Annotated in this window: 1 pseudogene; it reads right to left on the bottom strand. The window is 37.3% G+C overall.

The features are described 5' to 3' along the window. Positions 1–446, bottom strand: a pseudogene (gene tnpA / locus ACOMCU_RS28315) (IS200/IS605 family transposase); the annotation flags it as partial. Between the last annotated feature and the right edge of the window lie 45 nt (positions 447–491).

Below are 491 nucleotides of genomic sequence, written 5' to 3' on the forward strand. Positions count from 1 at the left end.
CCTGTGAACGGGTCAATGAATTCTTTCATTGTCATTTGATCATGTAGGATATCTTCTTGTAATTGGTTCTTGATATACTCTTGAATCACTTTTCGATTTCGACCGACTGTATCCACATAGTATCCTCAACACCAAAATTGTCGATTTCCATATCGATATTTTAAATTGGCATGTCGATCGAAAATCATTAAGCTACTCTTCCCTTTTATATAGCCCATGAACGAAGATACACTTAGTTTCGGTGGTATACTCACCAACATACGTATATGATCCGGACATGCTGTTGCCTCAATAATTTCTACACCTTTTCTTTCACACAACTGACGTAGTATTCTTCCTACATCCGCCTTAATTTGATCATAAATAACTTGTCTTCTGTATTTCGGTGCGAAGACGATATGATACTTACAATTCCATGTTGTATGTGCTAAACTTTTATTATCCATTTTGGAGACTCCTTTCGTACGAAGTCGGTTGACCAGACCTGACCT

It is taken from the genome of Lysinibacillus sp. UGB7, from assembly GCF_049058285.1.
Lineage (GTDB): Bacteria > Bacillota > Bacilli > Bacillales_A > Planococcaceae > Lysinibacillus > Lysinibacillus sphaericus_B.